The 947-nt window shown below is 48.6% G+C and carries 1 protein-coding gene; it reads right to left on the bottom strand.

Annotated elements, in window-relative coordinates; genetic code table 11:
* Window positions 1-661, bottom strand: a 661-nt coding sequence (locus AC1D1J_RS22570; RefSeq protein ID WP_477695928.1) for a hypothetical protein, incomplete at its 3' end; no start/stop codon positions are given.
* Window positions 662-947: the final 286 nt, after the last annotated feature.

Here is a 947-nt window from a genome sequence, read left to right as displayed (position 1 = left end):
CTTCGGCAAAACCTTCCCAATTCTGGCCGCGGGCATCGCGCTCAGCGAGGATTTCCTCTGTGCCACTTAACTCCAATACACGGGCCAGGGATCGCACCAGATCCTTGTCGTGGAAAAAGTAGGCCACATACTGATTGATGTTGTCTGCCTTTTCAAGAGGGCGCTGGCTAGTTCGATCCCGGTAACAACGCTCCTCATAGTCGGAATAAATCCGGTGCTCAAGCATGAGGATAAGCAGGCGCGAGAACTGGAAATCCACAGACCCATCCGACCATTTGAATTTGTGCAAGCGGGCAATCGCATCCATGCAATAACCTGTCGCAAGCCGGTCAAAATAGGCGGCGACGCGTTTTGTAAAAAAAGGCCTGGAATCGCGCCAGTCTATTTTTTCAAAATGGCGTAAAAGGTCTGACGTTTCGTCTAGCAACAAGAGGAAATAGGCGACTTCGTTGAAGTGGGTAATAAAAAAACGCTCTTGAAGCCACTCGTCAAGGTTGTCATGAAGCTGATCGCCGAGGAAAAACTTGACGTGCTGATCAGCGAAGTTCTCCGAGAAGGTTCTTCTAATCAGAACTGCAATATAGAAAATATGGCGCCGCGGCAGAAAAACCAAAAAGAGAGCTGTTGCATTGAAAAACAGTTCTCTTGCTGGAGTTCTCACGAGTCGTTTTAGACGGTGTCGTGTAATTGCAAAACGTGAGAGAAATCCTATTTTCACTTTGACAGTACTCCCGATTTTTTGTGCCCGAGCCGAAAATTGTGAGTTAACGACCTTGATCGGGCGGTTAACGACAGCTGCTTGTAAAGGATCAGGATTGCTCTAGAAAGCTATGCCTGTACTTTTCAAGGAAATATGCGCTTGGCAAGGAGCTGCCATAGAAACCTGGGACTTCGACCTGCGCCTTCCAGCTTTGAATCTCGGAAGCGCTGAGCAACGGTGGCGTGCT

This window comes from Polaromonas sp. P1_F8 (assembly GCF_056405635.1).
This window is presented reverse-complemented; position numbering and strand designations above follow the sequence as displayed.